We start from the raw sequence: 26544 nt of genomic DNA, 5'->3' as shown, positions 1-26544 counted from the left end.
AGTGTCGATAGGGCGCCATATTACTAGGCTCGGGGCACATTTTCACATATACCGGCAATCTGCCTGATTCATTCGAGGCATTTAATTACATGCGATTACCCGAAGCAAGGGATTTATTGCACCCGGCGGGATGAGCCGTTGCGTGACACGAATTCCCGAGCAGCGCGGTGAATGCGCCGATAAAAAACCGCGGGGCGGGCCAGAAGGCCCGCCCCGCCGGTATTTCGAGGCCCGGACGGCGTCGCCCGCCGCCGCCCGGTGCGTCCGATCAGCGCTGTTGCAGTCGGATATCGCGTGACGACGCGCCCACATACACGCTGCTGCCCGGCACATAGCGCCACTTGCCCTGCGCCTCGTCCCACACGCTCTGCATGCGCGGCGTGACGATCACATTGACGCGGCGCGACTCGCCCGGATTCAGGCGAACCTTGTCCCAGCCGACCAGGCGGCGCGGCGGCTCGTCCTTGTACGGCACGCCCAGGTAGACCTGCGGAATCTCGGCGCCGGCCACGCGGCCGCTGTTGCGGACCGTGAAGCTCACGTCGAGCAGGTTGCCCGGCAGGCGCAGCACCGACAGGCCCGAGTACGCGAATTGCGTGTACGAGAGCCCGAAGCCGAATTCGAACATCGGGTCGATGTTCTTCGCGTCATACCAGCGATAGCCCATGTCGAGCTTCTCGCTGTAGACGGGATTCGGATCGAAGCTGCCGTTGCTGCCCCAGGTCGGCGTGTCCTGGTCGCGCGCCGGGAAGGTCACCGGCAGCTTGCCGGACGGATTGACCTGGCCGAACAGCAGGTTGGCGATCGCCTTGCCGCCGCCGTCGCCCGGGAACCAGGCCTCGACGATCGCCGAGACATTGTCCTTCCACGGCATCAGCACCGGGTTGCCGCTCTCGACCACCACCACCGTGCGCGGGTTGGCGGCCGCCACCGCCGAGACCAGCGCATCCTGGTTCGACGGATTGGCGAGCGAAAGGCTCTGCAGGTCGCCGAAGTCCTCGCCGGCCGGCTGCGCGACCACCACGATCGCCACGTCGGACTGCTTGGCGAGCGCCGCGGCCGAGTCGATCTCCTGCTGCGTGTAGGCGCGGAACGGTTGTTGCTGGTCGCTGTTGCCGGCGAAGCTGACCTGCGCGCCCGGCGCGAGCTGCTGGATCGCGGCGACGATCGGCGTATCGAGCTTGAGCCAGGGGTTGTGCCACCAGCCGCAGCCCGTCGAGCTGCCGAACTGCAGGCCGCCGCAGCCGGCGAACGAGCCCGTCACCGGGTCGCGCGTGTTGCCCGAGCCGCCGCCCGAGAGTACCGCCGCGTCGGCATGGCCGCCGATCACGGCGATCCGCTTGAGCGCCGAGGCGACCAGCGGCAACTGGTTGCCCTCGTTCTTCAGCAGCACCATCGACTGCTCGGCGGCCTTCTGCGCGAAGGCGTTGCCGGCCGCGAAATCGACCGTGCCGCTCTTGGCGGGATGATCGACCAGACCGAGCCGGATCATGGTGTAGAGCTTGCGCCGCACCATGTCGTCGAGCCGCACGGTGGACACCGAGCCGTTCGCGATCGCCTGCTTGACGGCGGCCGGCGTCAGGTAGACGGTGGCGCCGACGTCCTCTTCCTCGTCGAGCCCGGCGTTGATCGACTTCGCCGTGCTGTGCGCCGCGCCCCAGTCGGACTGGACCTGGCCTTCGAAGCCCCAGTCGTTCTTCAGCACGGTGGACAGCAGGTAGGTGTTCTCGCAGGCGTAGTCGCCGTTCAGGCGGTTGTACGAGCACATCACGCTGCCGGGACGCGCGCGCTTGGCGGCGATCTCGAAGGGCAGCAGGTAGATCTCGCGCAGCGTGCGCTCGTCGATCTGCGTGTTGCCGCCCTGCCGGCCGTGTTCCTGCTCGTTGCCGGCGTAATGCTTGATGGTTGCGATCACTTTTTCGCGCTGCGTGCCGTCGGTGCGCTCGGCCAGCAGGTCGCCGGCGAGCTGCGGATCCTCGCCGAGATACTCGAACAGGCGCCCGCCGCGCGGCTCGCGCGCGAGGTTGGTGCCGCCGCCCAGGCCCATGCCGAATCCTTGCGCGCGCAACTGCTGCGCGACCTGCCGGCCATAGGCATTGGAGAGCTGGCGGTCCCAGCTGGCGGCCACCGCGATGGTGGCCGGGAAGGTGGTGCTGGGTTGCGAGGTGCTGCCCGAGCCGGTCGAGGAATCGGCCATGTTCAGGTCGGGGATGCCCAGGCGCGGCACGCCCTGGATATAACCGGCGCCGCCGCCGGGCACCGCGCTCATCTCGTACTGCGAATGAATCAGCTGCAGTTTTTCATCGAGCGTCATCTTGCGCAGGAGCGCGTCGGCCCGGATTTGCGCGGCGATCGAACCGACCACGTCGAGGCTCGACGGCGTGGGCGGGAAGTTGATGATGTCGGGGGCGCCGGCCGCATGGGCACCGGCGAACGCGAACGCCGCCACGGCGGCGGCCGACCAGAGTCTGACCTGCATGTCTCTCTCTCCGTTTGGTTCTGGTTGGGTGTCTCTGATGCAGGAAGCGACAACGGATGCAACGCGGAACGCGGTCCGCGTGTGCCGCGACGGTGCGCACCGTCGCGACGGAGTGGAGAATCGACGTGGCCAGTGTGATGTAGGAAACCTCCACCGGCTTCGATAGTAGGAATGTAGTCCGACTACAGCATCGGTGTTTTCCCTCAATCCTCGGATCTTTCTTCGTGGTACCGATGTCGTCTCTTTTTCGAGCGGAAAAGCTTCCCGAGAGGTATCGAAAAAGAAGTGTAAGAAGTGCCGAAAAACAAGGCGGGGCGCGGGATATGCGCGGAGGGGAAAGTTTCGCGGAGGGGGAGGTGAGAAGGCCCCGCATCGCCATCGACGATGCGGGGCCTTGCCGGGTCATGCCGTCATCACGAGTTCGTCATGCCGATCCCGAACACGTGCATCTTGCCGGCGCTGACCTGGCGCGGCAGCGTGATGCTGGTCACCACCTTGCCCAGCGGCACCGGAATCTTCTGCGCGAAGATGTAGGTCTTCACGTTGTCCTGCTGGCCGCTGGCCGAGTTGCGATAGGCCATCGTGACGGCCACCGTCGAGCGGGGGCTCGCGCCGCCGCCGTTCAGGGTCCAGTCGTCGAAGCTCAGCGTGACCGCCTGGCTCGAGCCGTCCGCGAAGTTCAGCTGCGCTGTGCCGTTGCTCGGGCCGTTGTTGGCCGAGCCGAGCACCACCACGCCGGTGCCCACCGAGCCCGGCGGCAGCATCACGGTCTGCCCGACGGTGACGGTGTTGTCGAGCGTGAGCGGGCCGCCCGCCACCGCCACGCTGGCGCCGGCCACCGCGAACGGCTTGCCCGGCTGCACGCCCGCCGCCGCCAGCGCATTGAGCGAGTAGCTGAACAGGCTGCCGTCGAAGTCCGCGCCCTGGCCGTCGCTGTTGGTCGCGCCGTCCGCGCTGAAGCCGCGGTTGTTGTAGCTGTCGGCCGCGTTGATCGCCACCGGCACGCCAAACGACGGCGGCTGCTTCTGGCTGCCCCATTGCGAGGGCGAGCTGCCCATCGAGAAGTGCAGGGTGGCGCCGTTGGCGATGTCGTCGTAGGCGACCCAGGCGGTGTCGTGGGCACGGCCGTCGATCGACAGCGAACGCACGTAGCTCGAGTTCGGCGCGCCCGCCGCGCGGATCCGCCAGGTGCGGCCGTTGCCGAGCCGCACGTCGATCTGCGGGAACTGCGGGCTGCCGATCGCCAGGCCCGCCACGCCCGGGATCTGCGGGTACAGGCCGAGCGCCCCCCACACATACCAGCCCGACACGGCGCCGAGGTCGTCGTTGCCCGGCAGGCCGTCGGGGCCGGTGCCGAACGCGGTGGCCATGATCTGCTGCACCACGCGCTGCGTGCCCGAAGGCTGCGCCGCCCAGTTATAGAGCCAGGGCACCTCGAAGGTCGGCTCGTTGCCCATGTAGAAATTGGGCAGGCTCAGGCCGGCGTTGAGCACCGTGAAGAACTGGTCGAGCCGGGACGTCACCGTGCTGTTGCCGCCGAGCTGCGCGAACAGGCCCGCCGCGTTGTACGGCACCATCCAGGTGTACTGCTCGGCATTGCCCTCCACGTAGTTGTCGCCGCTGCTCGGCGTTTCCGGGATCCAGGCGCCGTTCGACTGGCGGCCCGCGATCAGCGGCGGCGTGAGCGAGGTGTTGAGCAGGTTCTGCCAGTAGGCCGAGCGGCCCAGCAGCATGCGCTGCGTGGCGGTGTCGCCCAGTTCGCCGGCGAAGCGCGAGATCGCGAAGTCGCTGCTCGAGTATTCGAGCGTCGACGAAGCCTGCCCCCACTCGCCGCTGGTGATGTAGCCGGTCTGCAGGTAGCTGGCGCGGCCGCCGTTGGTGGTGACGTTGTTGCAGGCGGTGCCGGGGATGTTCGCCATCTTCACCATGTGCTGCAGGGCCGATTGCGTATCGAAGCGCCGCGCGCCGAAGGCATAGGCGCTGGAGACGATCAGCGAACCGGCATCGCCCGGCATCACGCCGTCCTCGACGTTGTCGTTGACCCAATGCGGGATCGCGCCGCACTGGTCCGCGTCGTTGACGAGCGACTGGATCATGTCGCTGGTTTCCGACGGGTCGAGGATCGACTTCAATTGGATCAGCGAGCGGTAGATGTCCCAGCCCGAGAACGACGAATACTGTGCCTGCTGGCCCTTGGCGACCTGGTGCACGGTATTGTCGAAGCCGATGTACTGGCCGTTCACGTCGCTGAAGATGCTGGGCGCCCACAGCGCGTGATAGAGCGCCGTGTAGAACTTCTTCTTCGCGTCGGCGGTGCCGCCCGCCACGCGGATCGCGTTGAGGCGGTCGTTCCAGGTGCTGTCGGCCTGCGTGCGCACACCGTCGAAGTCCCAGCCGCGATTTTCCGCGTCGAGGTTGGCCTTCGCGTTGGCGACGCTGACGTAGGAGATGCCGATCTTCATCTTCACCGTCAGGCCCGAGCGGAAGCCGAGCTGGGCCACGCCGTGCGAGATCGCGGCCGAGGTGAAGGGCCGGTCGAAGGCCGCATAGAAGTAGACCGGCACCGGCACCGAGTTGCCGCAGAAGCCGCCGCCCACCGTGCTGCCCGAGATCACGCTGTCGGACACCTGCGTGATCGAGCCGGTGGTGGAGGTCTTGGTGTTGGTGCGCGTGGCGTCCAGCACCAGCAGCGCGGGCTTGCCGGCCGGGTAGGTGAACTGGCCGAAGCCGGTGCGCAGGGTGGCGGTCAGCTCCACCTTGATCTGCGAATCGAGCAGCACCGAGTAGTAGCCCGGCTTGGCCGTTTCGTTCGCATGACTGAAGGTGGGTACCAGCTGGGTGAAGTCGGTGGTGGGCATCACCGGGAATTCGCCGTTGTTGCCGCCGCAGCCGGCACCCGGCATGTGCGTCACGCTGAAGCCCTGGATCGAGTTGATGTCGTAGTAGTAGCCGGCCGGCGAGCCCGGCTCCTTGCTGTCGTTCGGCGCCGGCGTGGTGTTGGTGTCGGGCGCCCACTGCACCATGCCCGAAGGCAGGCCGGCGGCCGGCTCGACACTGCCGGCCTGCCCGGCCGGCACGGGGTTCGGCGAATTGCTGGCCAGCGTGCCGATCAGCGGATCGACGTACTGGGTCAGGGACAGGCTGCGGTTGTCGTCGAGGTTGGTCGTGTCGGCCGCGGAGGCTGACGGACGCGCCGCCAGTATCGAGGCGGCGCCACCGCTGCCGCCGTCGTCTCCCCCACACGCGCTCACTGCGCAGGCCACGGCCAGTGTGGCTGCGAGCGTCGTGAATCGATTCATGATCGTCTCTCTCTCCATTCTTCTTTGCTTCTTGCGTATCGACGATTCGAACGATCGAACCGCCGGCTCGTCGCGACTCCTGCTTCGTTACACGGTCTTACTGTCTTGCTGCGTCGTAAGACTAGGATTCGGACGAATCCGCCGTCAATCGAATAAACACAGTTGTAATATTTTTCTTAGATTTACTAAACGATGCGCAACGTGACGAAACGCGGCGCCGTGGTGCTCAATGCCTGGGACGCGGAAAAACACTGCGAAATTTGCGGCACCGCATCGTGAGAGCCGTGGAATCGATGGAGGGAAAAACGCGTGGCGCGAGCCATCGCGATCGCATCAGAACGCGGGTAATTGGCGCGCGATTCGCGTGATGGTCACAGGGCGGAGAGGAGGGATTCGCGCGACGGCACGAGCGTGCTGCTGCGCATGCACATCGGGCCAGGTGGGAGGACGGAACGGTCCGTCGAGGCGGGATTGTCGGCAGCCGGGCGAAGAGGCTTCGCACGGGATGCGCGGCGTGCCGCGCCGCGCATCCCTTACCTTCACGTCACTGACGCGGCGGGATCGGCGCGCGTGCCGCTCCCGAGCGCCATTGCCCGCTGTGCCGCAAGCCGTCGACGAAACGCTGGCGTTCGTCGGGCGACAGCGTTTCGGCGAAATCGACCACGTTGCTCTCCACCTGGGCGCGCAGGCGCAGGTCGGCATCGCGCGTGCGCGCGAGCGCCTCGTCCACGGCCGAGCGATCGAGCTGGGGCATGGCCAGCAGGTCGAGCACGTCGCGGCGGCCCTCGCGGGCCTCGCGCACATAGACGCGGCCGTCGCGTCGGGCTGCCTTCAGCGCCTCGGCGAATTGCTGCTGCCGCTCCGGCGGCAGGCCCTCGGCGGCGAAGCGCAGCGCGGTCCTGGCGGCGGGCGCGCCGCCGGCATGATGGCGGGAGAACCATTGATAGGCGCCGCCGGCGATCGCGCCGAGCAGGAACACGTTCAGTACCACCGAGACGACCAGTACGATGGTTCCGGTGCGGCCGTTCATTCGCCGCTCCAGTCGTCGGGCGAGCCGCCGAAGGTGGTGGTCAGGTAGGTGCTCTCGTGTACATATGACGGCACGCTCGACAGCAGCGCGGCCGAGGTGGCGAAGGCACCGGCCAGGGCGCCGGCCGCGCCGATGCCGAGCACCGCCGCGCCCGACCACCACAGCCGGCCGCGCGTCCAGGGCCGGCGCGCGGCGGGCGCGGTGGCGAGGATCCGCTCCACCAGCGCGTGGCTGGCCGGCGCGACGGCATGGGCGCCGAGCCAGCCGTCGAGCTCGGCGGCCTCGGCCAGCAGCGCGCCGGCCTGCTCGCGATGGGCGGCCGCCCAGTCGCGCGCGGCGTCGCGTTCGGCGTCGGGCCAGCGGCGCGGGTCCGCGCCATAGGCCTCGACGATGTTGCGGAATCGTTCGGGTGTCATCAGATTTCCTCGCTGCGGCCGTCGCCGGCCAGTTGCGCGCGCAGATTGCGCCGGGCGCGCGAGAGCAGGCTCTCCAGCGCGTCCACCGTGATGCCCATCAGGCCGGCCGCCTCGATGTTCGACAATTCCTGATAGTAATGGAGCACGAGCGCTTCCCGCTGCCGGGCCGGCAGCGCGTCCAGCGCCCGGCGCACGCGCGCGTCGCGCTCGAGCGCCTCGAGCCGTTGCTCGCCGAGCGGTTGCGGGTCCATCTGCTCGGGCAGTTCCTCGGCCGGCTCCTCGCGACGTCCGCGCAGCCGGTCATAACAAAGGTTGAGCGCCACGCGGTGCAGCCAGGTATCGAAGCGCGCCTCGCCGGACTTCCAGCGCGGCGCCTGTTTCCAGATCCGGATGAAGGCTTCCTGCGCCACGTCCTCGGCTTCCATGCGGTCGCCCAGCAGGCGCGTGGCGAGCGCGAGCAGGCGCGGCAGCTTGCGCGCCACCAGCGCGCGCGCGGCGCCGGGATCGCGCCGGCCGACCCGCTCGACGAGTTCCGCGTCGGGATCGCGTTCGCTCACGTCGCGCGCTCCCGGTTCGGCGGCCGTTCGCGTGGCCGCGGCGGCGGAAGGGCGCGCCGCGGGGCACGCCGGAATGGCTTCAAGGGCATCGACTCCCTGCAGGACGGCGACAGGTTCGGACCGCGTCGGCGCGGCACGCGTCGCATCGGCCGCGCCGCGCGCGGCCGGCGAAGGCGACGGGCGGCGGGGCGGGCGCGGCAGCGCGGGCATCGTGACGGCGGGTCCGCTCATGACGAACGGGCGGCACCGCGCCGGCCCCGGCGAAGGGGCCGCGCGCGGCACGCGCGATCAATATACGACGACGGCGGCCGGGCGCACATGGACCGGCCGCGCGGGCACCACCACGCAGGCGGACAGCAGGCTGGCGGCGAGCGCGAGAACGACGAGCAGTTTCATTGGCTAGGACTCCCTGGCGATTGGATGGGCAGGGACGCTCAGGCCCAATGGCCCGGCACCCAGTGCCAGTTCGGGCCGTGCGCGACCCAGTGGCCGGGCACCCAGTGATAGCCGACGCGTACCGGTTGCCAGTGGCCCGGCACCCAGACATAGCCGCCGTGATCCCAGCGCCAGCGGCCGTGATCCCAGACGTAGCCGGTGCGCGGGGCCGGCACCACCTCGACGCGCGGCGGCGGCGGGGCGATCGGCGCGACGATCACGGCCTGCGCGAAGGCGCTGGTGGCGAGCGTGAGACAGAGGGCGGCGGCGAGGCGCGCCGGATGGAACAGACGTGCCATTTGGTTTTTCTCCCTGGGTTGCGAGGCGCAGATTCGCGCCGTCCAGGGTTAAACGGGGCGGCGAGGAAAATCCGTCGCTGCGGTTGGACGCGAGCGTTCGGCGCCGGCGCGAAATCGTCGGGAAATGGCGCGCCGAGCCGGTGGCCGGCATGCGCGGCGGCCCCGTGACGACGCGCTGCCGCCGTCGCGTAAAGCCTTGATGCGCAAGCGTTTCGGGACGATCCGCGGCGGCCTCGCCAGCGCGCAAGCGAGCCGCCTATTGGTCGGACCGGTCCGAAATATCTGGTAACATCCGCGCGCTGTGCGAGCCCTCCCAGCGGCGCCTCGAAGCGCCTTGCCTCGACCTGTCCACCCATCTGCCCCGCCCATGATCGCCGCTTGCCCGACTCGCCCGAACCGCCCGTTTGCGTCCACGCCGGCCATGCCGCCGCGGGCCGTTTCGCGTCCGGCTCGCCTGGCGGCCTGGGCCGCGGCGGCGCGGCGCGCGGCTTCGTATGCGCTGCTCGGCGCGGCCTCGCTGCTGCTGGGCGCCTGCAACCGGCACGACGCGAACCAGGCGGCTGCCTCGGGCGCATCGAGTGCGTCGTCGGCCGTGCCGGCCGCGGCTTCGATGCCGGCTTCGGCCGCCGCGCTCGCTTCGGGCGCGCTGGCCGCTTCGGATTCGTCGGGCACCACGGCCTCGTTCTCGCAGGGCCTCAAGCGCGGCGACCTGATGCGCGTGGTATTCCCCAACTGGCATGAAGGCAGCGATCCCGCCGCGCAGGCGGTCGAGGTCCCGCTGCCCGAGCGCGACGATTCGGGACGGATCCGGCGTACCGCCGGCAGCGCGTCGACGAAGACGGTAGCGAGCCGCATCGAGATCACGCCGCGCGAGGTGATCCGGCTCGACGACACGCATGCGGTGATGCTGACCGAAGGCGTGGGCATCGACGACACCGGCGTGCGCGACGACGGCTACGCGGCCGGCGCCTGGCTCGGCGCCTATTTCTTCCGGCGCGATGCCTCGGGCTGGATGCTGGACAAGCGCGTGGACGGCGTCGACTATCTCGGCGTGGCCGGCTCCCTGGGTGACACCAGCGTGACGCGGATCGGCGCCGGCGAGTTCGGCCTGATCGTCACGGGCGGCGGATGCTGGCAGGGTTTCTGCGGGACCTGGGCTTCGGTTTACGGCGTCGCGCCGGGCCGCATCGCGACCTACGCGAGCACGGTGCCGGTGGACGGCAACAACCTCGGCGCGAGCGGCGATTGCGAGGCCACGCTGAAGGCGGCGAGCCCGGCGCACGGCACGGCCGCCAGCGAAACCGACGTGGTGGTGTCGAACGATGCGGGTTCGCCGCCGGCCTGCTTCGAGGTCGACGGCAAGCTCTCGCTCGTCACCGCCGAGGACGGCACGAGCGAGATGCAGATCCACTTCGACGGCGCCGAGACGATCGCCTCGGGCGACGACGGCGGCCTGCGCCTGATCCACCAGACCGCCGTCTACCGGCTGCGCGACGGCAAGTACGTGCTGTCCTCGGGCCACAACCCGGTGCCGGCGTTCTGAACCCGGCGCCCGTCACGCCTCGCGCGTGCCGGGCGCGCACGGCATGGCTCAGCTGTGCGTGAGCGTCAGCGCGTAGAACTTCACCACCGTGCCCGGCGTGGTCAGCGGCGTGCCCGAGGTGGCCGACTGATCGTAATTGCCCGCCTTGAAGTAGAAGCTCTCGCCGTTGAAGCTCGAGTCCATCGTGAAGGACTTCGAAGTACCGTTCACCTTCACGCCCACCGTGGTGCCCGACAGGCTCATCTCGTAGGTGAAGGACTGGCCGATCGTCACGGTCGCGATCTGGTAGGTATGCGATTGGCCGCCCTGGTTGGTGTCCTCGAGCAGCAGCTGCACCTTGCCGGCGGAGGTCACCTGCAACTCGCAGAGCGGCTTGCTCGGCCCGGTGCCCTGGAAGATCTGCGCCACGGCGGTGGTCTTCGGCACCTGCACCACGGTCAGCGTGGCGTTGAGCCGGTTGGTGCCCGAGGTCGGCCAGATCTTCGCCTCGCGCAGCTCAGTGCGCGGGTGCTGCGAGCCCGAGGTGGTCCAGCCGCGCGTCGGGTCCATCATCACCATCGCGCCGTCCGACTTGTCCGTATAGAAATAGAACTGGTTGGTGAAGCCGGCCGCGAGGCTGTCGCCGTTCACCTGGGTGACGCTGCCCGAGGCGCCGATCGGCAACTGCAGGGTCCAGGGCTTGAGGTTGAAGTTCGATCCGGGCGGCACCGAGGGATTCAGGTTGGCCGCCGCGACGACGGCCGCGTCGTCGGCGAGGATCTCGGTCGAGGCGGCGAGGGCATACGCGGAACCCAGGCTGGCGCCCAGCGCCAGTACCGCGCCGATCACGATGTTCTTTTGCATCTCCGTATCTCCTTTGCTCATCTTCGATGGAATTGAAATGGCGGCGGGCAAAATGGTCTATTTCGGAATGGTTGTTGTATTTTGATTTTGTTATCGGCGCGCATTGCGATTTTTGGCAATGCGCGCCGTGATGCCGGTTTGCAGAGTTGATGTTATTGGGTGATTCGATAAATAAGGAACGACTTGCTGCGAACTGCGGGGAACGACACGAACACGGCTCTCGAAACGCCTTGCTGCACCGCGCAACGCGGGCGGCGCGGCCGGAATGGCTAATGAAAATGTCTGATTTTTATAATCGGGGTTTTCACGGAATCCGATCCTGTATATCAACCGGTTAAACCGTGCCGCCGATCTGAATCGCAGCCTACCGCTATCGATATTCAATGTAAAACGATAGAATTCTATGGGTCATATGGACGGAATCGATACCCGGCGATGCTGCGCGAATTGAAGACATTCCTGGCGGTGGCCAAGCACGGCACCTTCTCGGCGGCGGCGGCGCGCATCGGCATCACGCAGTCGGCGGTCAGCTCGCAGATCCAGCGCATCGAGGAGCAGCTCGGCGTGGCGCTGTTCGATCGTTCCGGGCGCACGCCGCACCTGACCAAGGCCGGGCAGGAGGCGCTGGGGCTGGCCGCCGAGATGATGGCCCTGCATGCGCGCCTGCTGCGCGAGCCCAGCGTGGCCGAGAACACCGGCACGCTGCGCATCGGCGCGGTGGCCTCGGCGCAGGGGCGCCTGATCGCGGGGCCGGTCACGCTGTTTCGCGAGGCCTTCCCGGCCTGGCGCGTGGAGATCGTCACCGGCGGCGGCCTGGCCCTGGTCAGCCAGATCGATGCGGGCGAGATCGACCTGGCCGTGATGAGCCGCCCCAACTTCACCCTGCCCGAGGCGATCGAATGGCGGCGCATCGCGCTCGAGCCGTTCGTGCTGCTGGCGCCCGAACGCATCGAGGCCGATTCGTGGCGCGAGGCGATCGGGCAGGCCCCCTTCATTCGCTGCGCGCGTCATACCTTCGCCGGGCAGCTCGTCGACCAGTTCCTCGCGCGCGAGGCATTCGCGTCGACGACGCGATCGAGGTGGTCGATTTCCACTGCATCGCCCAGCTCGTGTCGAGCGGCGCCGGCCTCGCGCTGGTGCCGCGCAATGTCGACGAGCGGCTGTGGCCGGGCGGCGTGAAGGCCTTCGGCCTGGGCGATCGCACCTTCCACCGCGAGCTCGGCATCGTGCAGAAGCCGCGTCATGGCCGGCACCCGGTGATCCAGAAGTTCGTCGACGAGATCGACCGTGCGCTGGCGGCCGCCTGCGATCCCGATGCCGGCCCGCCGCCGCCGATGGCCCGGTCGTCTTGACGATTCATGGCTCTATGGCGCGCGCGCGCGCGGCGCTATCGTGGCGCATGACTGATCGATGGAGCCCGCATGAGCCCTGATATTGCATTCCGGCATCTCGACACGCCGGCCGAACTGAGCACGGCCTTCACGCTGATGCGCGTGCTGCGCCCGCACCTGGCCGACGCGGATGCCTTCGTCGCGCAACTCGAACGGCAGCGCGGCGAGACCTATCGCCTGCTGGCCGCCTTCGACGGCGAACGACTGCTGGGCCTGGCCGGCTATCGTCACCAGACCAACCTGCTGTACGGACGTTTCGTCTATGTCGACGACCTGGTGGTCGATCCCGAGCGGCAGGGCCATCGCGTCGGCGCGCGCCTGCTCGATGCCGTGCGCGGCATCGCGCGCGACAGCGGCTGCGCGCGTTTGGTGCTCGATACCGGCCTGCACATGGCGCTCGCGCAGCGCTTCTATTTCCGCAACGGCCTGCTCGCGCGCGGCCTGCATTTCGTCGAACCGTTGAACCTGGCCGGGGAGGCTGCCTGATGAACGTGCTGCTGCTGAATGCGAGCCCGCATCGCGAGGCCAGCCATGGTTATCGGCTCGCGCGCGAGGCGGTCGACGTGTTGCGTTATCGCGAGACGGCCGCGGGCCGCGAATTCCTGCTGATCGAGCGCGACCTGGTGGCGGCGCCCTTGCCGCCGGTCGGCAGCATCTATGCGAAGGCGGTCACTTCGCGCGACGCCGATTCCGCGGCCTTCGCGCTGTCGGAAACGCTGATCGGCGAGATCGAGGCCACCGATTGCCTGCTCATCAACACGCCGATGCACAACTTCACGGTGCCGGCCGCGCTGAAGCTGTGGATCGACTACGTGCTGCGCATCAACCGCACGTTCCGTTCGACGCCCGAGGGCAAGGTCGGCCTGATGCGCGATCGGCCGAGCTTCGTGATCGTCGGTTCGGGCGGCGTGCATAGCGGGCCGAATGCACGGCAGGCCGATTTCCTCACGCCTTACCTGCGCTACGCCCTGGGCTCGATCGGCCTGCACGACCTGCGTTTCTTCCTGCTGCAAGGGCTGGTGATGGGCGACGCGGTGGTACAGGCGGAGCTGGCGCGCGAACGCGCCGCGCTGCGCCGCTGCGTGCCCTTCTGCGCGGCGCCGCCGGCCGAAGCGGCCAGGCCCGCGAGCCTGGGCGAGGCGACGGACGCCTGAGCGGAGCGCGCCGTGTGCGCGTTCGTTCAGCGCTCGTAGATCGCCAGCAGCAATCGCGCCAGGCCGCGTGCCTCGTCGCGGCTCGCCACGTTGGCGAAGCCGAGCACGAAGCCGCGTCGCGCCGGCTTGGCGCGTCCATTCGCATACCACTCCGACAGCGCGCTGATGCCGAGCCCGGCTTCGCGCGCCTGCGCCGCGAAGACGAGATCGTCGAGCTCGGCCGACGCCTCGAAGCCCACCGCGAGGTGCATGCCGCCGGCCGGCAGCTCGACCCGCAGGCGCGCGCCGAAAGCCTCGCGCAGCGCCTCGGCCATGAACTCGCGCCGCTCGGCATACAGTGCGCGCATGCGCTTCAGGTGGCGCGCGAAATGTCCTTGCGCGATGAAGTCGGCCACGCCCGCCTGCAATAGATAGGGCGAGCCCGCATTCATGCTCTGGCAGATCCGCCGCATGCGCGCGATGGCGCGCTCGGGCACCACCACGTAGGCGAGCCGCAGGCCCGGCACCATCACCTTGCTGAAGGTGCCGCAATAGATCACGCGATCGTGGCGGTCGAGGCTCTTCAGCGCCGGCAGCGGGCGGCCCGTGTAGCGGAATTCGCTGTCGTAGTCGTCCTCGATGATCCAGCTTCCCGAGCGCGAGGCCCAGTCGAGCAGGGCGATGCGGCGCGCCAGCGAAAGCGTCACGCCGAGCGGGCTCTGGTGCGAGGGCGTGACCACCGCGAAGCGCGCTTGCGGATCGAGCGCGATGCCGCGCTCCACGTCGAGCCCTTCCGCATCCACCGGCACCGGCACCAGCGAGACGCCCGCATCCACCAGGAAGCGCCGCGCCAGCAGGTAGCCGGGGTCCTCGTACCAGACGCGATCGCCCGGCGAGGCGAGCGCGCGCAGCACCAGCTCGAGCGTGGCGCGATAGCCGCTGGTGACGAACACCTGCTCGGGCGTGCAGGCCACCCCGCGCGACACACCGAGATAGCTGGCGATCTTCTCGCGCAACGGCGCATGGCCGAGCGGCGCCGGGTAGGCGTGCGCGGCCGGCTCGGCGCGCCGCAGGCGATAGGCGACCAGGCGATTCCAGACCTTGCGCGGGAAGGCGTCGAGCGCGGGCAGGCCCGGCTGCAGCGGCAGCGGGGCGCCGCCATGCTCGCGGAACGCATCGGTTGCGGCCGGTGCCGCCGCCGGCTTGTCCCGTGCCGGCGCCTTCGCGCCGCGCGCGGCCTGGCGCAAGGCGGCCGGCGGCAGCGATGGCGACACATAGGTGCCGGCCGCGCCGCGCACCTGCAGATAACCCTCGTCGACCAGGATCCGATAGGCCATCTCGACCGTGCCGCGCGCCGTGTTCAGCTCGGTGGCCAGGCCGCGCACGGCCGGCACGCGATCGCCGGGCCGCAGATGGCCGGCGCCGATCGCGTGCTTGAAGCGCTCGCAGATCTGCAGATAGACCGGCAGGCGCAGGCCGCGGTCGATGTCGAGTTTCAGGTCGCGGTCGCGTTGGCTCATCGGCGGCAGGAGGGCATGAGTCTGGTCTTCGAGGGCGCCGGCTGATCAGGAAAACTGAGCGTCCGGCGCTGGAGGACGGGCTTCAGGCATGTAACTTGGATAAATAGAGTCGCACATAAGATACGAGATCGATCGCCATCGCGCAAGCTGGAAATCGAGACGATTTGTTGCGGATTCCACACTTGCATCTACGAACTACGACAAATAGAATCCGAGTTATTCGACGTGCGGCGAGCGTGCCGCCCGAAATCGTGACCTGTCCAGGAGAGAGAAAAGTGTCGAAACGCATTCTTGTCATCGGCGCCGGCTTTGCCGGTATGTGGAGCGCGCTGGCGTCGGCGCGCTTGCTCGATCAGCTCGGCCGCGACGACGTCGAGATTGCCCTGGTGGCGCCGGCGCCCGAGCTGCATGTGCGCCCGCGCCTCTACGAGGCGGACCCGGGCGCGATGAAGGCGCCGCTGCAGGCCTTGTTCGATGCCGTTGGCGTGCGCTTCGTTGCCGGCCATGTGGAAACCATCGACGTGGCGAATCGCAAGGTCGCGGTGATCGGCACCCAGGCCGGCGCGGCGCGCCGGGAGATCGGCTACGACCGCCTGGTGCTGGCGGCCGGCAGCCGGCTGTTCCGGCCCGCGATCGAGGGGCTCGACGCGCACGCGTTCAACGTCGACCAGCTCGAGGAGGCCGTGAAGCTGGAGGCGCACCTGAAGACGCTCGGCCAGTTGCCGGCCGGCGCCGCGCGCGCCACGGTGGTGATCGCGGGCGCCGGTTTCACCGGCATCGAGACCGCCGCCGAAATGCCGGCGCGCCTGCGCGAGACGCTGGGTGCCGATGCCGAGGTGCGGGTGATCCTGGTCGATGGCAACGACGAACTCGGCGCCGACCTGGGCCCGGGCCCGCGCCCCGTCATCACGCAGGCACTGGGCGAACTCGGCGTGAGCTGGAAGCTCGGCTCGGGCGTGGCCGCGGTGGATGCCGGCGGCGTGACGCTGGCCAACGGCGAGCGGATCGAGGCTGCCACCGTGATCTGGACCGCCGGCGCGCGGGCCAGCGCGTTGACCGCGCAGATTCCCGGCGAGCGCGATGGCTTCGGCCGCCTGTTCGTCGATCGCAACCTGAAGGTGATCGGCGTGGAGGACGTGTTCGCGACGGGCGATTGCGCCTATGCCGCGACCGACGATGCCGGCAATCACGCCAAGATGTCCTGCCAGCACGCCATGAACCTGGGCCGTTCGGCCGGCCACAACGCGGCCGCCGACCTGCTCGGCCAGGCGCCGCTGCCCTATAGCCAGCCGAAGTACGTGACCTGCCTCGACCTCGGGCCGTGGGGCGCCGTCTATACGGAGGGCTGGGACCGCGTGGTGAAGCTGGAGGGTGCGCAGGCGAAGACGCTCAAGCGGCAGATCAACTCGGAGTGGATCTATCCGCCCGCGGCCGATCGTGCCGAGGCGCTGGCGGCGGCCGATCCGCTGCGTATCGTGGTGGCATGAGGTGGTGGCCTGAGCGAGCGCGGCATCAACGAGAAGGGGCGGCCCGGCGGGCCGCCCCTCTTGTCATGTCGGCAGCCGGCGATGCCGGCTGCGTTCGGCTTGCCTCGTTCAGCCCGCCGCGCCGCGTTCGCGGCGCCGGCTCGCGGCGCGATCCTCGAACCACTTCACCACCTGCGGCCCGAAACTGCGCGGCGCCTTCGATGAGAAGCGCTCAGCAATATCGGCGAGCGACTGCGAGGCCAGCGACTCGCGCATCTTCTTCTCCGCCTGCTGCATCACCGAATGGATCGCGCAGACGCCGCTGGTCGCCCAGGCCGGCTTGGTCCCTTCGAACACGGCGCAACGCTCGCGCACCTCGCGACATTCGAACAGGGACTTGTCGCCGTCGATCGCGCTGACCACGTCGAGCACCGAGATCTGGTCGGCCGGCCGCGCCAGCGCGAAGCCGCCCTTCGCGCCTTCGGTGGCGATCACCAGCCCCGCCTTGTGCAGCTTGGTGAACAGCTTGGCGAGAAAATCGAGCGGCACGCCCTGCAGCTCGGCGAGGTCGCGCACGCTCGCCTCGCGCATGCCGGAGGCCGGCTCGGCCAGGTAGAGCAGGCAATGCAGCCCGTATTCGACGCCTGTACTGATGTGTGCCATTGCCACTCCGACTTGAATAATCGGAGTTAGGGTAGCGTGCTTCGGGAGCCTGTGCAACCGGTGCACCGCACGACGTGCCAAGCACCGGAAGAGCCCGGTGCGCAAGTGAAAGATTGATAAAGTTTTCAAGCTCGATACATTTCGGCGCGAATCCCCCCCTACAATCACAGCGAGTCGGTCGCCGTCATGGCGACGTGGTATCGGGCAGGCAGGCGAGCGGCACCAGGCCTGGCTGTCCATGCCCGACCGAGCGGGCGCGCGATGCCAGTCGTGCCGCCCGGCGCGGCGGCTCCGGATCGATCTGTACCTATGCATCTCGCATGCGGACGATCCGTCGACAACAGAGTGAGAGATTGACATGGATGTCCGGGGCGCTTTAACCATCCTGCCGGCCGTTGGCCGGCTCGAGCATCGCAGTTCGTATCGAGGGCGGCGAACCGCCTTCAGGCATGACGGCCAGTCTGCCGACCCTCACCGCCGGGCAGGACCGCTGACCCGCGCATGACCGAATCCTCTCCCTGCCTCATCATGCTCGGCGCCTCGATCGCGCTGGCTGCACTCGTCCTGCTGGTCTCCTTGCTGCGCGCCGCCTTGCCCGGCCTGCGCGAATGGAGCGCCGCCGCCGCGCTGGCTGCGATCGCGTCCTGGCTGTCCTGGTCGGGCGCGCTGGCCGGCGCGCCGGCCAGCTTCGTCGCGGCCGCCTCGCTGGCCTGTTTCCTGGCCGGTTGCCTGCGCTTCGGCGGGCGGCGGCCGTCCTGGGCCCTGCTCGGCGGCGCGCTGGCGGTGCTCGGCCTGGTATTGGCGGCCAGCCAGCTCATGCGCCACGGCGGCATGCTCGGCAGCTTGGCGGCGGGCATCTATGCCCTTGCGTTCGGTGTCCTGATCGCGCTCGGCATGGTGCGTCGGCCGGCATCGGGCACCGCCGCCTGGTCGTCGCGCGGGGTGGCGGCGCTGGCCTTGCTGGTCGGCTTCGGCTCCTGCGCCCAGGCGGCCGTGCCGGTGTTTCCCCTGCTGGCCGCGGCGTCGCCGCTGGGCGGCATCGCGCTGGCACTGCTGCCGCTGGCCGCCGTGCTGCTGGCGCAGGATGCGCTGCTGGCGCGCCCCGCCGGCCCGGCTCATGGCGATCCGCTGACGGGCCTGCCGGAGCGCGACCGCTTCGAGGCGCTGGTGCGCGAGCGGCTGGCGCGTCAGCGCGGCGGCCGTCCCGTCGCGCTGCTGCTGATCGAACTCGATCATCTCGAACGGGCCAACCAGGTCGCGGGCCGCGACGGCGGCGATGCCTTGCTGCGCGACTTCGCCCAGCTCGCCTCGGCGCAACTGCGCGCCGAGACCGTGCTCGGCCGGCTCGGCGGCGAAACCTTCGGGGTGTTGCTGCCGGGTACCTCGGCACGTGACGCCTGGCAGGCCGGCGAGCGCCTGCGCGTCGCGGCGGCCGCGCGCGCGGTGATGACGCCGGGCGGCGAATACCGCTACACGATCAGCGGCGGCATCGCCTCGGCCGAGGGCGGCGACACCTTCGAGCGTCTCTACGTGCGGGCCGATCTCGCGCTCTACGAGGCCAAGCAGGCAGGCCACGACGCGATCCGCCTCGCCCATTCGGCGCTGGTCGGCCAAGGCGCGAGCGCCGCGCCGGGCGAGGGCGGGCGTCGCTGAGTCCAGGCGCGTCACGTCCCGGCCGTCCGGTCGGTCGGCGAATGAAGCCGGTAAATGAAGCCTGCGGATGGTGTGGCAGCGGCGGGAATGGAAAGCGAGGCGGGGAGGGCGCCGGATCGTCTCGCGCGACGCTGCCGCGTCGGGAGCCGAACCGGTGATGCGCGACGCGGGACACGTCGCGCGGAACTGCATGACCGTCGAGGACCGCGGCGGCTTCCGGCTCCGGCGAGCCGGTCAGGATGCGAGCGGCGCGCGCCGGCTCACTGCTTCTTGTGCCACTCCTCGATCATGTCCTTGGCGAGTTGCTCGACCATGCTCATCACCATCAGCACGTCGATCTTCAGCCGCGATACCGTGCCCTCGACGGGCGGCAGCTTCGCGTCGCGATAGCTGTCGTCGACGGGGTCGATCTTCGCGCTGTAGCGCCACTGCATGCCGGTATCGTCCGGCGAGACGTCCGTGGTCACGCGAAACCCACGATAGTCGATAGACATAACTCCTCCTGGTTCCCTGCGATGTGCAAGCGTATCGAAAGCCCGCGGCGCAAGCCGGCAGCGGCTTGCGCCATGCTAGCACCTTCGCGGTGCGCCCGCCGCCGGTCGCGCCTTGCACCCACGCGCGGCCGGACTTGCCTACACTGGCGCTGAGCGGCGCGTGCCGTCCCGGCCGCGCCGCCCTCGTTCGCGACAGCCACAGGAGACTTCAGGATGGAATCGACAGCAAGCACCGCGGCCGCGCCGCGCATCGCACTCGTGACGGGTGCCGGCAGCGGGATCGGCCGCGCCGCGGCCAGGCGGCTGCTGGCCGACGGCTTCACGGTGGTGGCCGCGGGGCGGCGCGCCGAGCCGTTGGCCGCCTTGGTCGAGGAGGCCAGGGCCGACGGCCGCGAAGCGCTCGCGGTGACGGTCGACGTGCGCGACGCGGCCAGCGTCGACGAGCTCTACGCGACCATCGAGCGGACCTACGGCCGCCTCGACCTGCTGTTCAACAATGCCGGCGTGAACGCCCCGGCGGTGCCGATGGACGAGTTGAGCGTCGAGCAGTGGCGCGACGTGATCGACACCAACGTGACCGGCGTATTCCTCTGCGCGCGCGGCGCCTTCGCACTGATGCGCCGGCAGACGCCGCGCGGCGGCCGCATCATCAACAACGGCTCGATCTCGGCGCACACGCCGCGCCCCTTCACCTCGCCCTACACGGCCAGCAAGCACGCGGTGCTGGGCCTGACCAAGAGCATCGCGCTGGACGGCCGCCAGTTCGGCATCGTCGGCTGCCAGATCGACATCGGCAACGCGCTGACCGAACTCTCCGAGCGGATGCAGCGCGGCGTGCTGCAGGCCAACGGCAGCATCGCCACCGAGCCGATGTTCGACGTCTCGCACGTGGCCGACGCGGTCGGCTACATAGCGAGCCTGCCGCTCACGGCGAACGTGCTGAACATGACGGTGATGGCCAGCCAGATGCCCTTCGTCGGCCGCGGCTAGGCCGGCTCGATATCACCCGCCTCGGCGAGGCCGTTCCGGCCTCGCCACAACCTCGCCGATTTCGCGTAATGCCGGAACAATCGCCTGATTGTCTCCTGGCGGGAATTAAATAATGGGAAATAGTCGCGAATGCGGCGGTATCGATTTGCGATTAATCCCGATTCCGAATTTATGATTTAGAATCGCCGGCGCGCGCGATGCGAACGACGCCATTCGGCATTTCACGGGGATATGAGCTCACTCGCTGGCGCTAAACCGAGCATTTTGTCGGGACACAATTAGAACATCGAGGCCAACGTGAAATTCATCAAATGGCTGATCGTCGATACGATCAGGGATCTTCGCTTGAAAAGATTGAAGGCGGATTTCGACCGGCACTGTCCGAACGAGCGGATGACGGGCAGCATCGACGGTTATTGCGGGATCGGCATGATGATCGGTCGCAGCGTCGGCAGCGAGGGGGAGGCGGCCGACGGCAGCGCCAGGCTGCTCGACGTGTACACCAGCAGCCTGGTGGCCGAGCTGGCCCGGCATCGCGAGTACGCGCGGCGTGCCTACCGGATCGGCGTCGACAGCGTGCAGGACGGCGAGCGGCGCCATCGTTTCGCGAGCGCACGGCAACTGCGCCGCTGAGCGGAAAAAGATCCGCGCCGTGCGGCGCGGATCGTCAAGGCACTGGATAATGCCGCCGGATTACGGGCCAGCGGTATTTCCGTGCGACGTATGGATAACGTCGCCGCGGAATAATCGCATGAACGGCCTGAAAAAACCATCGCCGATCGTAAATTCCAGTGCCCGGCCATTAATGAATGTCGACTCCCTGCCGTTAATGCGAGATGCCGGGCTTGATTATTTTTCGGCAAGCGTTTGCGCAAACGCTTGCGCTGGTTTTAGTGGAGCCCATCCTCGAACTGTCAAAGATGGCTAATTCGGTGCGATGCGCCCGGCGCATGCGGAAGCGCTTGTTTGCGCATGCAACCTGATGATGTCGATCGCGCCCGCTTGCCTCGACTGTTGCGGGCCGGGAAGCAATCGACCGGCGTGCAGGCGCGCCCTGGCGCGCTCGTTCAGGGCGCCGACGGCGGGCGCGGCACCGGCAGGTTGGCGCTGCGCCTGGCCAGCGCGTCGGTCTGGATCGAGATCAGCAGCCAGTCGCGCTGCGGCTGCGGAATGCTCAGCACCGCGTGCTCCATGGTGCGCATGTTGCTGCACCAGATCTCCGGCGTGACGGCGGCCGGGTCGGCCACCGCGGCGGCCAGCGAGCGCGCCGCGTCCGGGTCGCCCTTGAGCCGTTCGGCGATCGCCGCCGACAGCGCGTTGCGTCCCTGCTCGCGTTGCGGCTCGTTGACGGTGGCCAGCGGCGTCTGCTGCGCCGAGCGCTTCAGCGATTCGTAGGTGATCCGGAAGTAGTCGTCGATGTCCTGGTCGGACAGCCTGGCCAGCGACAGGTAGCGCACGATCACGGCGCTCATGCTCTTCTCGCCGCCGCAATCGGGCGGCGCCGCGTCCAGCACGCGCGCGCCGATCGAGATGAAGGTCGAGCGGTCCGACTGCGAGACGCGCAGCGACCCCTCGCTGAAGAACTCGGGGCGCCGCTCGGCGAGCGAGCGCCCGGCCTGGCCGCCGTCGCCCATGCCGAAGGCGCGCACGATGTCGGGATCGGTCAGCATCTTCTCGCGCCAGCGCGCGATGATGGCCGCCTTCGGCGAATCGGGCTCGATGCCGTATTGCGCGACGAAGGCGTCGGACTTGGCGCGTTCGAGCGTGAGCGGGGCGGCGCCCGACAGCGGCGTGGCCGGCGTGGACGCGGCCGCGCCGGGCGGCTGCGACGGCGCGCAGGCTGCCAGCGTCAGCAGCAAGGTGGCGAGGGCGGCAACAGTGGCGCGGCGCGGGTGGCGGCGGGCGGCGAACCGGTCGGGAATCGGCATGGCGATGTCGTGAGAGGCGGTGCCTGCCAATCTAGCATGCCGGCCCCCGTCACGACGGTTCGCGGCTTGGCGCGAGGCGCCATGGCGGGCATGCAGGCGAAGCGTCATCCCGGGCCCGTTTCGCCTCAGGGCATCATCCGGACCGTGACGGGCTCGCCGGGGCAGGTCTCGGCGTTGACCGCGGCGATCGTCTTGGGCAGCCGCTGCTTGTCGGCGGCGACATTGGTGTAGTAGCGCAGTTGCGCCGGCGCCGAGACCGCGCCCGCTTCCCAGACGCCCGCCCAGAGGTGCCCGTGAGCGTCGCTCATCAATACGGACTTGGTATCGCAGGCGACGCCCTGCACGAACATCCCGACCACGCGCGCGCCATTGCCGTCGAGATTGTCGGCCTGCGTGTCGACTACGCTGGCCGTCGCCACCATGGTCCGGTAGTCGCGTCCGAGCAGCTTGCGCAGCGCCGCGTCCTGCGCAGGCGTGCTCGCCACGCCGAGCGAGAGCAGGCTCGGCTCGGCGTTCGGGTCGCGCGCGGCAGCGACGTAATCGCCGCCGTAGGAGACGCCCACGCCGGCGCCGCAGGCGAAGGCACCGCCCTGCTGTTCGACCTCGAGCCGGTTCAGCACGCGCCGGAAGGTCAGCACGCAGCCTTGGGTATCCATCTTCGCGTCGCCGACATAGCTGGCCGTGTCGGGCGCGGAAAAGCGCGCCGTCTCGGATAGCGCGCCGGAATTCACGCCGGCCACCGCATCGAAGCTGAACGAGAACTGCCGCTCGTTGACCTGCGTGATGTCGAGCTGCGCGCCGTCGTGGCCGCCCGCGTCGACGCGCTGCCAGCGCGTGCCCCAGTGGAACGGCGTGCGCGCATGGCGCAGCACCACGATGCGGTCGGCGTAGAGGTTGCGCAGGCAGGCGTCGTCGCCACATGCGTCGCGCCGGGCCAGCCAGGCGCGCTGGTCCGCGCGCCAGTCGGGCGAGGCCGGCACTTGCGCATAGAGCGCCTGCAGCGTCTCGTCCTGCTTCGACAACTGCGCGTCGGCGCAGATGCGTTGCTCGGTCGGCGAACTCGCCTTCGCGCAGTCGAAGCCCGCCGCCTGGGCGGCGCTGGAGAGGATGGCGAGCGTGGCGACCAGCAGCTTGCCGATCGAGGCGGCCCGGTCAGTCGAGGTGTTCATACGGTCTCCATGATGTCGGCGGCGCAGGCCGGCGCCGCGGATCCGCGCGCGGACCGCCGGATATCCTACGCGAAGCGGCGCGCGCGGGGGAGACGGATCGGGACGATCGTTTCCTTAAAACGACGTACCGATCTGGAACTGGAACTTCTGGTACTGGTCGCCGGTGTGCTTGACGACCGGGAAGCCGAGGTCGATCTTGAGCGGGCCGATCGGCGAGATCCATTCGAGGCCGGCGCCGTAGCTGTAGCGCAGCCCGTTTGCGCCGATGCTGTTGCCTTCCGAGCCCCACACGTTGCCGCCGTCGACGAAGGTGAACACGCGCAGCGTGCGGTCGTAGCCGGTGCCGGGCAGCGGCACGGTCAGCTCGATATTGCCGACCACCATCTTCGAGCCGCCGATCGGGTCGTTGGTGGTGGCGTCGCGCGGGCCCAGCGAACTCGATTCGTAGCCGCGCACCGAGCCGATCCCGCCCGCGTAGTAGTTCTTGAAGATCGGGTAGGGCTTGCCTTCCAGGCCCTTGCCGTAGCCGCCCTGGAAGTTCAGGCCGAGGATGAAGCCGCGCGCGAACGAGTAGTAGTACTGCGCTTGCAGGTCGCTCTTCACGTAGGTGGTGGCCGCGATCGGCGTGCCGTACTCGGCGTTCGCCTGCAGGAAGTAGCCGCGGCTCGGGATCAGCGTGCTGTCGCGGTTGTCGCGCGACCAGCCCACCGTGGCCGGCACGTTGTTCGAGACGCGGCCGAACGAGTTCACGTAGTCGATATAGCTCTGCGGCGTGGTCGAGTCCACGTCGAGCCGGTTCTGCTCGAGGCCGATGCCGAAGAACACCGTGTCGGTTTCCGAGAACGGGATGCCGAACTTCATCGAGGCGCCGTAGGTGATCACGCGGAAGCTGGTGTCGGTGGTGCTCGAGTAGTAGAGCGGCTCGCTGGTGCGGTAGTAGACGTCGGTGATGCGCCGGATGCCGTCGATCGTGAAGTACGGGTCCACCTGCTCGACTGCCAGCGTGCGATAGGTGGTGGCCGTGTTGACCGTCACCGAGAGGCTGGTGCCCGAGCCGAACACGTTGTCCTGCGAGACGCTGGCCGAGATGATCGGGCCTTCGCCGGAGCCGTAGCCCACCCCCAGCGAGATCGAGCCGGTCGGCTTCTCGGTCACCTTCACGTTGACGTCGACCTGGTCGGTGGTGCCTTCCACCGGCACCGTCGAGATGTCGACGTCGGTGAAGTAGCCGAGCCGGTTGATGCGGTCCTTCGACAGCGCGAGGCGCCCCGAATCGAACCAGGCGCTTTCCATCTGGCGCATCTCGCGGCGCACCACCTCGTCGCGCGTGCGCGAGTTGCCGGTGATGTTGATGTGCCGCACGTAGACGCGATGGCCAGGATCGACCACCAGCGTCAGGCCCACCTTGTGCGTGACCTGGTCAATCTCGGGCTGGGCATTGACAGTCGCGAACGCGTAGCCGTATTCGCCGAGCTTGTCGACCACCGCCTTGGTGGTGGCCTGCAGCTTGGCGGCCGAGAACCGCTCGCCGGCCTTGATCTTCACCAGCTTCTGCAGCTCGGCCTGGCGGTCCAGCAGGTTGCCCGCGAGCTGGACCTTCGAGATCGTGTAGGGCTGGCCCTCATGCACCGTGATGGTCAGGTACATGTCCTTCTTGTCGGGCGAGATCGACACCTGGGTCGAGTCGAAATTGAACTCGAGGTAGCCGCGGTCGAGGTAGTACGAGCGCACGTTCTCCAGGTCGCCCGTGAGCTTCTCCTTCGAGTAGAGGTCGTTCTTGGTGTACCAGGAGAACCAGTTCGGCGTCGACAGCTGCATCTCGTCGAGCAGGGTGCTGGTCTTGAAGGTGTGGTTGCCGATGAAGTTGACCTGGCGGATCTTCGCGCTCGGGCCTTCGGCCACCGAGAACAGGATCGACACGCGGTTGGCGTCCACCGGCGTGATGTTGGTGGTGACCTCGGCCGCGTAGTAGCCGCGCGTGAGGTACTGGCGCTTGAGCTCCTGCTCGGCCTTGTCCACCAGCGACTTGTCGTAGTACCGGCCGCGCGCCAGGCCGACCGAGCTCAGCGCCTTGGTCAGGTTGTCCTTGTCGAATTCCTTGATGCCGCTGAAGTCGATCGACGAGATCGCCGGGCGCTCCTGCACCTGCACGATCACCACCGTGCCCTCGGTGGCCACCTTCACGTCGTTGAAGAAGCCCGTCGCGTAGAGCTTGCGGATCGCTTCGGAGGCCAGGTCGTCGTTGTAGGTGTCGCCCTGCTTCATCGGCAGGTAGGCGAACACCGAGCCGGGCTCGATGCGTTGCAGGCCCTCGATCCGGATGTCGGAGATGGTGAACGGATCGGCCGCGCAGGCGGTGACGGACGTCACGCCAAGGCCGGCGAACGTCAGGTAGCGCAGGCGGCGTGACGACAGGGAGCGTGCATTCATGCGGATGAGGAAGAGGCGGAGGAGCCGGGAATAGCGGGTTCGCGACCGAGGACGCGGGCTTGTCGAGGACGCGGGTTTATTGCAGCGAGCCGGCCGCGCGCGGCAGGGCCGCGGCGGGGCCGCTCGCCAGCGCCAGCACGTCGGCCATCTGGCCGGCCAGCGCGCGGCCGACCTGGAACGACAGCTCGGCGCCGCCGGGCAGGCGGAACGACAGGATCAGGTCCGGCGCGCCACCGGCGTCGCGTCCCACCGTCCAGGCCTCGCAGGGCATCACGAACTTGACGCCGCGCTGCTTGTGGCGGATGCGCTCGGACGAGCCGATCGCATTCGACAGCGCCGCCAGCAGTTCATGCATCACCGAGCAGTGCAGGGCGATGCGATCGGGCTGGTTGCTGTTGAGCATCAGGTACTGCCCGTCTTCGGTCAGCTCGAAGCCGTGCAGCGCATCGATCGAATAGGAAGCCTGGGGCGGTGCCATCGTCGCGATCCGGTGGGAAAACGGAAGCGAGTATCGCGTTGCGCGTGAGTCGACGGGTTACCTGCCGTTTACTGCATGTTTCTTTCCGGCTGCTGACGGGATCGAGGCAGAGGGAGGAGGGCGCGGCGCCGGTATCGATTGCTCGCGCCGGGCTCGTCGTGCAAGGGATGGGGCGCTCGCGCGGAAGCTGCCCGAGCCGGCGGATGGATGAGCGGCGCGCGCCGCATTTCGGATCGCTGCATGGGTGAGCGGGAGACGGCGCGCGTCGTTCGCGAAGGCCAATCGTTCGGAAAGCGAAAGGATCGTCGGCCTTCTCGAAACGGCATGT

21 protein-coding genes and 1 pseudogene are annotated in these 26544 nt (G+C 68.6%); 8 read left to right on the top strand and 14 right to left on the bottom strand.

From position 1 onward, the window contains the following. Positions 1-268: 268 nt before the first annotated feature. From BM43_RS12120 to BM43_RS12095, 6 genes are all read right to left on the bottom strand, one after another. A complete protein-coding gene (locus tag BM43_RS12120; RefSeq protein ID WP_036055423.1) occupies positions 269-2479 on the bottom strand; it encodes a glycoside hydrolase family 3 C-terminal domain-containing protein in 2211 nt (736 codons plus the stop codon). Positions 2480-2892: 413 nt separating this feature from the next. Further along, positions 2893-5778, bottom strand: coding sequence for a GH92 family glycosyl hydrolase (locus BM43_RS12115; RefSeq protein WP_088555586.1), 2886 nt, complete (start codon positions 5776-5778; stop codon positions 2893-2895). A 544-nt stretch (positions 5779-6322) separates the two neighbouring features. Then, on the bottom strand, positions 6323-6808 hold the full coding sequence (locus BM43_RS12110) for a periplasmic heavy metal sensor (protein WP_013691343.1): 486 nt from the start codon (positions 6806-6808) through the stop codon (positions 6323-6325). Next, positions 6805-7224, bottom strand: coding sequence for a hypothetical protein (locus tag BM43_RS12105; RefSeq protein ID WP_036055425.1), 420 nt, complete (start codon positions 7222-7224; stop codon positions 6805-6807). The genes BM43_RS12110 and BM43_RS12105 overlap by 4 nt, the downstream gene beginning before the upstream one ends. Further along, positions 7224-8012 carry an RNA polymerase sigma factor gene (locus BM43_RS12100; protein WP_080742240.1) on the bottom strand — a complete coding sequence of 263 codons (789 nt, stop codon included), beginning with the start codon at positions 8010-8012 and terminating at the stop codon, positions 7224-7226. The genes BM43_RS12105 and BM43_RS12100 overlap by 1 nt, the downstream gene beginning before the upstream one ends. Before the next feature lie 203 nt (positions 8013-8215). After that, positions 8216-8515 (bottom strand): YXWGXW repeat-containing protein, encoded by a 300-nt coding sequence (locus BM43_RS12095; RefSeq protein ID WP_036055426.1) that lies wholly within the window; start codon positions 8513-8515, stop codon positions 8216-8218. A gap of 421 nt (positions 8516-8936) precedes the next feature. Here BM43_RS12095 and BM43_RS12090 point away from each other — a divergent pair, with 421 nt between their 5' ends. Next, positions 8937-10058, top strand: a complete 1122-nt coding sequence (locus BM43_RS12090) for a hypothetical protein (protein WP_036055427.1) — start codon at positions 8937-8939, stop codon at positions 10056-10058. A gap of 48 nt (positions 10059-10106) precedes the next feature. Here the strand turns inward: BM43_RS12090 and BM43_RS12085 are convergent, their stop codons facing one another. Further along, entirely contained in the window at positions 10107-10901 is a 795-nt protein-coding gene (locus BM43_RS12085) for a polysaccharide lyase family 7 protein (RefSeq protein WP_025101618.1), read from the bottom strand. A gap of 435 nt (positions 10902-11336) precedes the next feature. Between BM43_RS12085 and BM43_RS12080 the strand changes: the two are divergent. The 3 genes and pseudogenes from BM43_RS12080 (at position 11337) to BM43_RS12070 (ending at position 13446) form a co-directional block, all read left to right on the top strand. Beyond that, a pseudogene (locus BM43_RS12080) lies at positions 11337-12253 on the top strand (LysR family transcriptional regulator). A 69-nt stretch (positions 12254-12322) separates the two neighbouring features. Beyond that, on the top strand, positions 12323-12778 hold the full coding sequence (locus BM43_RS12075; protein WP_036055428.1) for a GNAT family N-acetyltransferase: 456 nt from the start codon (positions 12323-12325) through the stop codon (positions 12776-12778). After that, on the top strand, positions 12778-13446 hold the full coding sequence (locus BM43_RS12070) for an FMN-dependent NADH-azoreductase (protein ID WP_036055429.1): 669 nt from the start codon (positions 12778-12780) through the stop codon (positions 13444-13446). Before BM43_RS12075 ends, BM43_RS12070 begins: the two co-directional genes overlap by 1 nt. 26 nt (positions 13447-13472) lie before the next feature. Here the strand turns inward: BM43_RS12070 and pdxR are convergent, their stop codons facing one another. Next, positions 13473-14945 carry a MocR-like pyridoxine biosynthesis transcription factor PdxR gene (gene pdxR, locus BM43_RS12065; protein ID WP_036055430.1) on the bottom strand — a complete coding sequence of 491 codons (1473 nt, stop codon included), beginning with the start codon at positions 14943-14945 and terminating at the stop codon, positions 13473-13475. 275 nt (positions 14946-15220) lie between these two features. Here pdxR and BM43_RS12060 point away from each other — a divergent pair, with 275 nt between their 5' ends. Continuing rightward, on the top strand, positions 15221-16432 hold the full coding sequence (locus tag BM43_RS12060; RefSeq protein WP_036055431.1) for an NAD(P)/FAD-dependent oxidoreductase: 1212 nt from the start codon (positions 15221-15223) through the stop codon (positions 16430-16432). A 108-nt stretch (positions 16433-16540) separates the two neighbouring features. Here BM43_RS12060 and BM43_RS12055 read toward each other — a convergent pair whose 3' ends face one another. Beyond that, positions 16541-17074, bottom strand: coding sequence for an RrF2 family transcriptional regulator (locus tag BM43_RS12055; RefSeq protein WP_013691333.1), 534 nt, complete (start codon positions 17072-17074; stop codon positions 16541-16543). 501 nt (positions 17075-17575) lie between these two features. On the opposite strand from BM43_RS12055, the gene BM43_RS12050 reads away from it, so the two are divergent. Continuing rightward, on the top strand, positions 17576-18727 hold the full coding sequence (locus BM43_RS12050) for a GGDEF domain-containing protein (protein ID WP_080941769.1): 1152 nt from the start codon (positions 17576-17578) through the stop codon (positions 18725-18727). 260 nt (positions 18728-18987) lie between these two features. Here the strand turns inward: BM43_RS12050 and BM43_RS12045 are convergent, their stop codons facing one another. Beyond that, positions 18988-19221: a hypothetical protein gene (locus BM43_RS12045; RefSeq protein WP_025101610.1), complete on the bottom strand. Its 234-nt coding sequence runs from the start codon at positions 19219-19221 to the stop codon at positions 18988-18990. A gap of 213 nt (positions 19222-19434) precedes the next feature. Between BM43_RS12045 and BM43_RS12040 the strand changes: the two genes are divergently transcribed. Both BM43_RS12040 and BM43_RS12035 read left to right on the top strand, forming a co-directional pair. Then, positions 19435-20211, top strand: a complete 777-nt coding sequence (locus BM43_RS12040; protein WP_036055433.1) for an SDR family oxidoreductase — start codon at positions 19435-19437, stop codon at positions 20209-20211. A 297-nt stretch (positions 20212-20508) separates the two neighbouring features. Then, on the top strand, positions 20509-20844 hold the full coding sequence (locus tag BM43_RS12035) for a hypothetical protein (RefSeq protein ID WP_036055434.1): 336 nt from the start codon (positions 20509-20511) through the stop codon (positions 20842-20844). A gap of 434 nt (positions 20845-21278) precedes the next feature. On the opposite strand, the gene BM43_RS12030 is transcribed toward BM43_RS12035, so the two are convergent. From BM43_RS12030 to BM43_RS12015, 4 genes are all read right to left on the bottom strand, one after another. Continuing rightward, positions 21279-22139 (bottom strand): hypothetical protein, encoded by an 861-nt coding sequence (locus BM43_RS12030; protein WP_036055435.1) that lies wholly within the window; start codon positions 22137-22139, stop codon positions 21279-21281. A gap of 125 nt (positions 22140-22264) precedes the next feature. Beyond that, positions 22265-23308 carry a lysozyme inhibitor LprI family protein gene (locus BM43_RS12025; RefSeq protein WP_036055436.1) on the bottom strand — a complete coding sequence of 348 codons (1044 nt, stop codon included), beginning with the start codon at positions 23306-23308 and terminating at the stop codon, positions 22265-22267. A 114-nt stretch (positions 23309-23422) separates the two neighbouring features. Continuing rightward, positions 23423-25738, bottom strand: coding sequence for an outer membrane protein assembly factor BamA (bamA, locus tag BM43_RS12020; protein ID WP_172535058.1), 2316 nt, complete (start codon positions 25736-25738; stop codon positions 23423-23425). Between the two features lie 76 nt (positions 25739-25814). After that, positions 25815-26216, bottom strand: coding sequence for a hypothetical protein (locus tag BM43_RS12015; RefSeq protein WP_025101081.1), 402 nt, complete (start codon positions 26214-26216; stop codon positions 25815-25817). Positions 26217-26544 lie beyond the last annotated feature (328 nt).

The sequence above is a fragment of the Burkholderia gladioli genome, from assembly GCF_000959725.1.
In the GTDB taxonomy this organism is placed as follows: Bacteria; Pseudomonadota; Gammaproteobacteria; order Burkholderiales; family Burkholderiaceae; genus Burkholderia; species Burkholderia gladioli.
The sequence above is the reverse complement of the archived record's forward strand: the minus strand, read 5'-3'. Positions and strand labels throughout refer to the sequence as shown.

Bases quoted from the DNA above. Each gene is read 5' to 3' on its own strand.
- BM43_RS12075 (WP_036055428.1), top strand. From the start codon at position 12,323: ATGAGCCCTGATATTGCATTCCGGCATCTCGACACGCCGGCCGAACTG.
- BM43_RS12105 (WP_036055425.1), bottom strand. From the start codon at position 7,224: ATGACACCCGAACGATTCCGCAACATCGTCGAGGCCTATGGCGCGGAC.
- BM43_RS12115 (WP_088555586.1), bottom strand. From the start codon at position 5,778: ATGAATCGATTCACGACGCTCGCAGCCACACTGGCCGTGGCCTGCGCA.
- BM43_RS12090 (WP_036055427.1), top strand. From the start codon at position 8,937: ATGCCGCCGCGGGCCGTTTCGCGTCCGGCTCGCCTGGCGGCCTGGGCC.
- pdxR (WP_036055430.1), bottom strand. From the start codon at position 14,945: ATGAGCCAACGCGACCGCGACCTGAAACTCGACATCGACCGCGGCCTG.
- BM43_RS12095 (WP_036055426.1), bottom strand. From the start codon at position 8,515: ATGGCACGTCTGTTCCATCCGGCGCGCCTCGCCGCCGCCCTCTGTCTC.
- BM43_RS12030 (WP_036055435.1), bottom strand. From the start codon at position 22,139: ATGCCGATTCCCGACCGGTTCGCCGCCCGCCGCCACCCGCGCCGCGCC.
- BM43_RS12015 (WP_025101081.1), bottom strand. From the start codon at position 26,216: ATGGCACCGCCCCAGGCTTCCTATTCGATCGATGCGCTGCACGGCTTC.
- BM43_RS12050 (WP_080941769.1), top strand. From the start codon at position 17,576: ATGACCGAATCCTCTCCCTGCCTCATCATGCTCGGCGCCTCGATCGCG.
- BM43_RS12070 (WP_036055429.1), top strand. From the start codon at position 12,778: ATGAACGTGCTGCTGCTGAATGCGAGCCCGCATCGCGAGGCCAGCCAT.
- BM43_RS12025 (WP_036055436.1), bottom strand. From the start codon at position 23,308: ATGAACACCTCGACTGACCGGGCCGCCTCGATCGGCAAGCTGCTGGTC.
- BM43_RS12120 (WP_036055423.1), bottom strand. From the start codon at position 2,479: ATGCAGGTCAGACTCTGGTCGGCCGCCGCCGTGGCGGCGTTCGCGTTC.
- BM43_RS12085 (WP_025101618.1), bottom strand. From the start codon at position 10,901: ATGCAAAAGAACATCGTGATCGGCGCGGTACTGGCGCTGGGCGCCAGC.
- BM43_RS12040 (WP_036055433.1), top strand. From the start codon at position 19,435: ATGGAATCGACAGCAAGCACCGCGGCCGCGCCGCGCATCGCACTCGTG.
- BM43_RS12045 (WP_025101610.1), bottom strand. From the start codon at position 19,221: ATGTCTATCGACTATCGTGGGTTTCGCGTGACCACGGACGTCTCGCCG.
- BM43_RS12110 (WP_013691343.1), bottom strand. From the start codon at position 6,808: ATGAACGGCCGCACCGGAACCATCGTACTGGTCGTCTCGGTGGTACTG.
- BM43_RS12055 (WP_013691333.1), bottom strand. From the start codon at position 17,074: ATGGCACACATCAGTACAGGCGTCGAATACGGGCTGCATTGCCTGCTC.
- bamA (WP_172535058.1), bottom strand. From the start codon at position 25,738: ATGAATGCACGCTCCCTGTCGTCACGCCGCCTGCGCTACCTGACGTTC.
- BM43_RS12100 (WP_080742240.1), bottom strand. From the start codon at position 8,012: ATGAGCGGACCCGCCGTCACGATGCCCGCGCTGCCGCGCCCGCCCCGC.